The organism is Streptomyces sp. CNS606 (assembly GCF_000426325.1).
The window spans coordinates 21,887-30,547 of sequence record NZ_AUFD01000033.1 but is presented as its reverse complement, the minus strand read 5'-3'; the positions used below and the strand labels follow the sequence as shown (position 1 = coordinate 30,547).

Annotated in this window: 5 protein-coding genes and 1 pseudogene; 3 read left to right on the top strand and 3 right to left on the bottom strand. The window is 75.4% G+C overall.

What is annotated here, in order from left to right; all coding sequences use genetic code 11:
* Both K304_RS31775 and K304_RS0119300 read right to left on the bottom strand, forming a co-directional pair.
* A pseudogene (locus tag K304_RS31775) lies at positions 1 to 683 on the bottom strand (N-acetylmuramoyl-L-alanine amidase); the annotation flags it as partial.
* Between the two features lie 129 nt (positions 684 to 812).
* Positions 813 to 1,910: an aminoglycoside phosphotransferase family protein gene (locus K304_RS0119300; RefSeq protein ID WP_027765095.1), complete on the bottom strand. Its 1,098-nt coding sequence runs from the start codon at positions 1,908 to 1,910 to the stop codon at positions 813 to 815.
* 255 nt (positions 1,911 to 2,165) lie between these two features.
* Between K304_RS0119300 and K304_RS0119295 the strand changes: the two genes are divergently transcribed.
* Positions 2,166 to 3,641 carry a DNA-binding protein NsdB gene (locus tag K304_RS0119295; RefSeq protein ID WP_027765094.1) on the top strand — a complete coding sequence of 492 codons (1,476 nt, stop codon included), beginning with the start codon at positions 2,166 to 2,168 and terminating at the stop codon, positions 3,639 to 3,641.
* 78 nt (positions 3,642 to 3,719) lie between these two features.
* On the opposite strand, the gene K304_RS0119290 is transcribed toward K304_RS0119295, so the two are convergent.
* The gene (locus K304_RS0119290) at positions 3,720 to 5,243 is read right to left on the bottom strand and encodes a SpoIIE family protein phosphatase (RefSeq protein WP_027765093.1); all 1,524 of its coding nucleotides are present in this window, start codon (positions 5,241 to 5,243) and stop codon (positions 3,720 to 3,722) included.
* A 354-nt stretch (positions 5,244 to 5,597) separates the two neighbouring features.
* Here K304_RS0119290 and K304_RS0119285 point away from each other — a divergent pair, with 354 nt between their 5' ends.
* Together K304_RS0119285 and K304_RS0119280 are read left to right on the top strand one after the other, a co-directional pair.
* Positions 5,598 to 7,055, top strand: coding sequence for a hypothetical protein (locus tag K304_RS0119285; RefSeq protein ID WP_027765092.1), 1,458 nt, complete (start codon positions 5,598 to 5,600; stop codon positions 7,053 to 7,055).
* 65 nt (positions 7,056 to 7,120) lie between these two features.
* Positions 7,121 to 8,644 carry a hypothetical protein gene (locus tag K304_RS0119280; protein WP_027765091.1) on the top strand — a complete coding sequence of 508 codons (1,524 nt, stop codon included), beginning with the start codon at positions 7,121 to 7,123 and terminating at the stop codon, positions 8,642 to 8,644.
* Positions 8,645 to 8,661: the final 17 nt, after the last annotated feature.

Here is an 8,661-nt window from a genome sequence, read left to right as displayed (position 1 = left end):
GCGGCCGTGGTCGCGTCGTCCGCGCCGGAGTAGGCGGCGACCGCGCCGAACCAGTCCGCGGGGTCCTCGCTCGCCGGGAGTCCCAGCTCCCGCTGCGCCTGCGCCAGCAGCGCCGCACCACCCGCGATGTTCGCCGCCGGATCCTCCCGCAGCCGCTCCGCCGCGATACCCGTCAGCTCCGCCGCCTCCGGCAGCGTCCGCAGCCGCTCCGGCACCCGCCCGGCCTCCCGGCCCTCACCCGCCCGAGCGGTCCGGGACAGCGCCGCCACGTCCAGCGGACGCGCCGCGTCACCCCGCGGATCCTCCGCACCCCCGTGATGATGCTCCCCGGACTCCGCCAACGCCGTCCGCAGATCCGTCAGATGCATCGGCCCGTACCCGCCCGACACACTCGCCGCACCCGCATGCCCGTCCCACCGCGACTGCAGGTACGACACCCCCAGCAGCACACTCCGCGGCACCTCGTACCGCTCCGCCGCCCGCTGGAACGCCCCCTGGAGGGAGCCTGCCGGCGGCTCGCCCGGACGGGCGGAAGCGAGCACGGGAGCCGCGGCGGCCGTCTGCAGCAGCAGCACGGCGGCGCAGATCCCCGCTGCGGTGCGTCCGGGCCCGCGCGAGGAGGGGGCTGCGGGGCGGGAGTCCCCGCCGGGGGAACGGGGCAGGGAACCGGGTGAGCCGAACACGGCGGTCTCCTCGGAGGCTGGTGCGGTCCGGGTACCCGGGGAGGTATTGACCGGAAGGGCGGCCCCCAATCACCGCCGTCCGGGTACCGCTCCGCCGCCCCGGCGCCGGACGCGCACCGGGGCGGCGGGTCAGCCGGTGCCCACCGCCGCACGTACCGCCCGGCGCGCCAGCCCGCAGTCGTCGTGCAGCCGCCGCAGCAGCAGCCGCTGCTCCTCGCCGACGGTCATCGCGCCCGACCCGTCCGGGCAGGGCACGGAACCGGCCGGCGCGGGGCCCGGTCCACGCATCGTGCGCTGCACCGCCGTCTCGTAGGTGCGGATCTCGCGGGTGAGCACGAGCATCAGGTTCACCAGGAAGGCGTCCCGGGCGGCGGGACCGGCGGCCTGCGCGAGCTGGCTGATCTGACGCCGCGCCAGCGGCGCGTCACCGAGCACGGACCACAGCGTCGCCAGGTCGTAGCCCGGGAGGTACCAGCCGGCGTGCTCCCAGTCGACCAGCACCGGACCGTTCGGGGACAGCAGGACGTTGGACAGCAGGGCGTCCCCGTGGCAGAACTGCCAGGACGCACCGGGCCGGCCGCCCGGATGCGTGGCCCCGTGCAGCAGTTTCTGCAGGTCGCCCATGTCCCGGTCGGTGAGCAGCCCCAGCTCGTGGTAGCGGCCCAGCCGCGCCGGATAGTCCAGCGGCCGGTCGAACCCGTCCGCCGGGGGCCGCCACATGTTCAGCCGGCACAGTGCTCCCAGCACCGTGCGCACGTCGTTCCCCGACGGAGTCTCGAACGGGTGGCGCTGCAGTGCGGCGGGACGTCCCGGCATCCGCTCGGTCACCAGCATCCCGCCGTCCGGGTCGGCGGCCACCAGCCGCGGCGCCCGGACGGGCGGCCTGAGCCGGGTGAACGACCGGTACACCGCGCCCTCGTGCTGGAACCGCTCCACCCACGCGGGAGAGGCGTCCAGTAAACACTTGGCGACCACCGGCCGCGGCCCGACGGTTCCGGCCAGCAGCACCGAACGGCCGCTGCGCCGCAGCAGTTGGACGGGCCGGAAGTCGGGGCAGACCCGGTGCACCGAGGCGATGACGGCACGCAGCTGCGCCCCCTGCGGGCCGGACAGGTCGAGCCTGCCGCTGAAGGGTGCCGGGCCTCCCGGCGCCCGGCGGTTCCTGCCCCCGAACTGGGTGGAACGGGGCCGGGGCGGGGCGGCCACGGGGGACGTTGCTGAATACATGGGTGAGCAGTTCCCTTCGTGCGCCGACGGTTGACGTGCGCCCCCGGCCCGGAGGAGGGAACCGGAGCAGACCGGTGCACCCTGGGGAATGCGGATCGCGACGGGACCGCTCCCCGGGCCGGGTGGCGCGTTCCTACAGGACACCCGTCCGCGGGTGGCACACCATCTGGCGAACCCTGGCGAACCCTGGCGAATGCTCGAAGCGGCGTCCGGTGCGGGCTACTGTCAACTCAGCCGAGAACCTGGGGGCTTGACGTGAACAAGGAACCCAACTCCCGTCTGGCGGACCTGTTCGGCATGGCCGGCTGGTCCAAGGGCGAACTCGCGAGACGGGTCAACCGGCAGGCGGCGGCCATGGGCCATCCGCAGCTGGCGACCGACACCTCGCGCGTGCGGCGCTGGATCGACATGGGGGAGACCCCGCGTGATCCGGTGCCGAAGGTGCTGGCAGCCCTGTTCACCGAGCGACTCGGCCGTGTCGTGACCACCGAGGACCTCGGGTTCCGCAGATCAGCACAAGCAGGGGACAGGCAGTCCGCCGACGGACTGCCCTGGGCCCCGGAGCGGATGGCCGCGGTCCTCACCGAATTCACGGGAATGGACCTCATGCTCAACCGACGCGGCTTGGTGGGCGCGGGCGCCGCGCTCGCCGCAGGATCGGCACTCAGCGGTGCCCTCCACGACTGGCTCCGGGCGGATCCCGCCTCGGCCGCCGGTTCCCTCCACAACCCCCTCGACCCCGACTCCACTCTCCTCGACCGCTACGAGGCCGCCCCTGTGGGCGTCCAGGAGGTCGAAGCCCTCGAGCACTCCGTCGAGGTCTTCCGCGCCTGGGACGCCGCCAGAGGCGGGGGGCTCCAGCGCAAGGCCGTGGTCGGTCAGCTGAACGAGGTGGGCGGCATGCTCGCCTACCACCACAGCCCGCAACTCCAGCACCGGCTGTGGGGCGTCGCCGCGAACCTCGCGGTCCTCGCCGGATGGATGTCCCACGACGTGGGCCTGGAGCCGACGGCGCAGAAGTACTTCGTCATCGCCGCGCACGCCGCGCGCGAGGGCGGCGACCGGCCGCGGGCCGGCGAGGCGCTCTCCCGGGCGGCCCGCCAGATGGTGCACCTGGGCCGCCCCGACGACGCGCTGGACCTGATGAAGCTCGCCCAGTCCGGTTCCGGCGAGGAGACCCTGCCCCGTACCCGCGCCATGCTCTGCACCGTGGAGGCATGGGCGCAGGCTTCCATGGGGCGCGGTCAGGAGATGCGCCGCACCCTCGGCCGGGCCGAGGAACTGTTCGCCTCCGACCCCGGCGACGTGCCGCCGCCGAGCTGGATGCAGATCTTCAAGGAGGAGGACCTGTACGGCATGCAGGCCCTCGCCTACCGCACCCTCGCCGAACACGACCCCGGCGAGGCCGGCCAGGCCCAGCTGTACGCCGAGAAGGCGCTCGCACTGCGCGTCGACGGCCGGCAGCGGTCCAAGATCTTCGACTACCTCACGATGGCGTCGGCCTGCTTCATCGCCGACGACCCCGACCAGGCCGACCGGTACGCCCGGCTGGCGCTGCTGAGCATCGGGCAGACGTCGTCCCACCGCACCTGGGACCGGCTGCGCGAGATGTACCGCCTCACCGGACGGTACGCGGGGCAGGGGGAGATCGAGGACCTGCGCGAGGAGGTGCGGCAGTCGCTCCCCAAGGCCCCGCGCGGCGCACGGACCAGGGGCGTGCGCGCCGTGTGAACGGCCCCCCGGGCGCCGGAGGCCGCCGTCAGGCGCCGCCGCGCGCTCACCGCTCTCGCGATCGCTGCTCCCGCACCGTCACCGCACCCGCGCGATCAGCACGCAGGCGTCGTCCTCACGGTCCCGGCCGCCGAACTCCTCCACCACGGCCCGCAGACACTCCTGGGCGTTCCGTGCGGAGGCGATGCGGGGGGCCAGCGAGAGGAGCCGGTCCGTGGCGCCTCCCCGCCGCAGCCCCGTCGGGCCGCCGTGCGCAGCAAGCCCTTCGGTGTGCAGCACCAGCACGTCGCCCGGTTCGAGGTGCTCGGTCCGCTCCCCGTACGCCGCCCCGTACGTGGCGCCCAGCAGGACGCCGTCCGGCGGGGACAACGCCTCTCCCGTGCCGCCGCGGAGCAGGAGGGGAGCGGGGTGACCGGACTGCGACCAGGCCAGGGTGCGCGTCGCCGCCTCGTAGCGGCAGCACAGCGCGCTGCCGAGCGCGGGCTGGGGGGCGGCGTCCAGCAGCCGGTTGAGGTGACCCATCAGCGGGCCGGGCCGGACGCCGGCGAGTGACATGCCGCGGAGCGCGCCCACCAGCTGCGCCATGCCCGCCGTGGCGCTCGCGCCGTGCCCGGTGAGGTCGCCGACGGTGAGCAGCACGGCGCCCCCCGCGGCGGCGCCGTCGGAGATCTCCAGCGCGTCGTACCAGCCGCCGCCGACCAGGGCGCCCTCCGCGGACGGCAGGTAGTGCGCGGCCAGGTCCAGGGTGCCCACCGGACCGCCGCGCAGCGGCAGCCGCTGCGAGCCGCGCCACGGCGGGAGGACCTCCTGCTGCAGCTCCACCGCGAGCCGCCGCGCGGTCCGTTCGGCGAGGCGCTCCTGCCGCACGGAATCGCGGCTCTCCCGCACGGCCTGCTCGGAGCGGCGCAGTGCGCTGACGTCGCGCAGCACCGCCCACATCGAGCCGGTGCCGCCCTCGTCGTCGAGCACGGACTCGCCGGTCATGTGCACCGTGCGCACCCCGCCGTCGGGCCGCACGACGCGGAACTCGCCGTCGAGGGGGCGGCCGTCCACCAGGCAGTCGGTGACGGCGGCCATCAGCGGCCCCCGGTCCTCGGTCCACACCCAGGACGGCAGCTCGTCCAGGGAGAGCGGACCGTCAGCCGCGGTGCGGCCGAAGATCCGGTACAACTCCTCCGACCAGCTCACCTCGTCGGTGAGCAGGTCCCACTCCGCGCTTCCCACCCGCCTGACCAGCGACGTTCCCGACCCGGACGCGGAGGGGGCCGCGTACGCGGCGGAGCCGGGCTGAGCGGGCTGGGCGGGCACGCCGTGCCCGGCCGGGGCGCCGGAGTCCGCGGGGCCGTCGCAGTCCCCGGGAACGTCGGCGAGGCCGTCCCGGAGCTGGGCGAGCTGTCCGCCCAGGTCGTCCGCCTGGTGCGCCGCCAGCTCCCACAGCGCCTGCTGCCAGCGGCGCTCCGGTGCGTCTCCGCCTCCGCCGTCGGGCCCGCCGCGCCGCAGGGCGTCTATACGGCCGCGCAGGCGGTCCGCCTGAGTGATCAGGGCCTCCAGCCCGCCGTCACCGGCGGGTTCCGGCGGGTCCGCGGGGGAAGAGGACGGCATGGGCACTCCGATGCAGAGGGGGACGCTCACGACTCTCGCACAACCGGCGACTGTGCGTAAGGGAATCGGCGACACCCGATTCGGTGGTGCTTCCGGCATATGTCGACGGCCATCCGTTTCGTCTCCGGCCGCTCTGCACCCCGGGAAGGCGCCCGGGCTTCGCGCCCCGGGCGTCTTCGCCCCGGTCTGCGTGCCCGTCCGGCGCCCCGGAGGGTAGGCTGCGGCGCCGGACGGGGGAGACCCGGGGCCGCAGGAAGGGAAGGGGCAGGAGTAGAACCGCCGACGACGGCAAGACTGCCGGTCGAAGAGAAATCCCGTTGCCAGTTCGAGACCCCGCACCGGATGCTGACTCCCATGCACGTCGATCCCGTCGATTCAGACATAGCGCCCAGCGGTACGCTGCTCGGCCTCCTCCAGCGAGGCCGCGGCGACGGGACGCTGCACGCCCTCGCGGCGCCGCGCGCGGAGGCGCTCGCCGCGCTCACCCGCTGCGTGCTCCACGACCCCCGGCGCGACTGGCAGATCGAACACCGGTCGCTCTACTACGCGCGGCTGCACACGGAACTCGACGCCGGCCTCGACGCCGTGGAGGCCCACCTCTTCCACCCCGACGACGGCCTTCCCGGCGAAGGCATGGAGGAGCGCACCGGCCTGGCGCTGTCCGTCCTCGGCCACCTCGCCTCCTACGGCGACGCCGCCGCCCTGGGCCTGCTGCGCCGGTACGCCGTGTCCGGCGCCAACTGGCAGTGGGCGCTGGACGAACTCGCCGTCCGGGACGACGACGCCGGACTCCGCCCCCTCGGCCCGGCCGTCCTCGCCCGCTTCCCGCGCACCCCCGAGGGCGACGCCGAACTGGCCGCCGCCGCCCGCGAGGCCTTCGAACCCCGCCCCTGGCGGCTGTGGGAGGAAGACCCCGCGTACCCCGCCCAGGCCGAACGCCTCCGCCGGGTGCGCGAGGCCGGTTCCTTCGACCGGTGGCAGCGGCAGCTGCGCTCCAGCGGACCCCGTCCCGGCTGGAGCGTGCACGAAGTGCTCGCCTGGGCCCAGGAGGAGCCCGGCCCACGCCGCGAGGCCGCCGCCGCGCGCTGCCTGGCTGCCGTCGCCACCCCCGAGGACCGGCCCGAACTCCTCGCCGCCGGCCGCAGCGGCCCGGACGCCGCGCGCGCCGCGGCGATCCGTCACCTGGCCGAGCGCGACGACCCCGCCGCCCTCGACCTGGTGCAGGAGGCCGCCGACGAAGCCGCCGCCCTCGCCCCCTCCGCCTCGCAGCCCGGCCTGCTCGCCTCCGTACTCGACGCGTTCTCCCGGATGCGCGGCGCCGCCGCCCTCGACCGTGCCCGGCACTGGGCCGCCCGGCGCGACGACGCCCTGGGCACGGTCGCCGCCCGCATGCTCGCCTGCCGCGGCGGCGTGCAGGACGCCGACACCGTCCTCGCCGCGCTCCGCCGCACCGTGCGCACCCTCGGCCCGGACGCCGACGCGCTGGCCCCGCTCGTCGACGGCGCCGGCCGCCTCACCATCCGCTGCGCCGCACCCGTGCTGCGCCACATCTACCGCGAGACCGGCTCCTCCCAGCTGCGCGGCCGCGCGGCACAGGCCCTCGCCGCCACCGACGAGACCTTCCCCGCGGGCTTCGCCGTCGAATGCCTGTGGGACTGCGAGGAGTCGACCCGCGAGATCGCCGCCCGGCACGCCACCATCGGCGACACCCAGGTCGTCGAACGGCTGCGGAGGCTGGCGACCGACCCGGCCGAGGAGGCCGGTGTGCAGAGCGCGGTGCGCGGACGGCTGGAGCCCGACGGGACGTCCTGACCCGCCGGCCGACCGGCCACGCGCCGTTTCGGTCGCTGTCGGTGGCACGCCGTAGGCTGTCCGTCGTGACCGAGCACCCCCCGGCGGCCCCTTCCGCGCCCAGCCTCTCACCGGCGCCCGGCCCCGCCGCCGACGAGGGCCTGGCCCGCCGGCTGAGGGCGCTGGCCTGCACCGCGCCGCTGCACGACCTCGACGTGCGGAAGGCCAACCTGGCGGGCGAGTACGGCACGTACGCCATGGCCGAAGTCGCCCTCGCCGCCATCGACCTGGTCACCCTCAGCATGGACTTCGACACCGGAGCCGACCACGACCGGGTCGTCTCCCGGCTGTTGCCCCGCGTCGCCGCGCAGGCCCCCCGGCGCGCCGCCGCCGAACACGAGCGCGTCGCCCGCTGGGTGCTGGAGAACCTCGTCAATGTCGGCAGCGTCGACCGGGGTTTCCGCACCGCCTACGGCACCTTCGACCCGGACGGCACCTACGTGCGCCGGGACTACGACTTCAAGCTCGTCGAGGAGGTGCCCGGGCCGGGCGGCGCCGTCTACCTGCGCACGACCGACGAGGCCGTCAACGTCCTCGTCGGGGCGCTCGACACCGATGTCACCAGCGCGCAGATCGCCGCCGAGGTCAAGCTCGAGGTGCTCATCAGCCGCGGCCGGCTCGCCGACGCCCAACTCGCCGCCGAACAGGCCCGCTACCGCACCGTCCAGTACGCCGAGACCCTCCGCCGCACCCTGGAGGCCACCCGGCGGAACGTGCGCGCGGTGGACTGGCTGCAGACCGTGCCCGACATGATCACCGAGGCGCTGCAGCACGTCGCGGACCGCTACCGGCACGAGAACGCCATCCTCACCAACATCCGCCGGGTCCGCGACGAGGCGGCCGCCGAACGCGGCCCCGACCACAAGCGCCGCGCCGCCGAACTCGTCGACATCGTCAAGGACTGCATCCGGCGTCACACCCAGCTCCAGTCCCGGCTGCTGGAGGCGGGGCCGCTGTTCCGCGCCGAGCAGGACCGGCAGGCTTTCGCGCCGCCCGCCGCGCACTCCGGGATCGACCTCTACGGCCAGCTCCTCCACCCCGCCCTTCCCCTGCCGCTGGAGGCCGCCACCCGGGTCACCGACGCCTGGTTCGCCCACGGCACCGGCCTGCGCACCCCCGCCGCCGTACGCCTCGGCGACCTCACCGACCTGCTGCTCACCCCGCCCGCGCCGCGCGAACACCTCGGTGCCGAGATGCCCGAACCGGACCTCGTCGCCACCCCGGACGACAGCCGCTTCAGCGAGGAGCAGTTCGCCGCCGCCTGGGAGCTGCTGGACCTGCCCGCCGACGCCCCCCGCCGACTGTCCGGACTGCTCGCCGACGCACGCCGCCGCGACCCCGAACTGCCCTATCTCGTCGCCCTGCTGGCGGTGCACGCTGCCAGCCCCCCGGTCGGCAGCGCCTACCGTCAGGGCGAGCAGCACCTGCTGTTCGCCGCCGACGACGGCTCGGAGCTGGACGATCCCGAGTTCGGCGGCGCCGACCTCGTCGTGGGCACCGCGCTCCTCGACGCCGCGGGCATGACCGCCGACCGCACGGAGGCGGCGTGACGCCTCACCGCGGACCG

Bases quoted from the DNA above. Each gene is read 5' to 3' on its own strand.
- K304_RS0119300 (WP_027765095.1), bottom strand. From the start codon at position 1,910: ATGTATTCAGCAACGTCCCCCGTGGCCGCCCCGCCCCGGCCCCGTTCC.
- K304_RS0119290 (WP_027765093.1), bottom strand. From the start codon at position 5,243: ATGCCGTCCTCTTCCCCCGCGGACCCGCCGGAACCCGCCGGTGACGGC.
- K304_RS0119285 (WP_027765092.1), top strand. From the start codon at position 5,598: ATGCACGTCGATCCCGTCGATTCAGACATAGCGCCCAGCGGTACGCTG.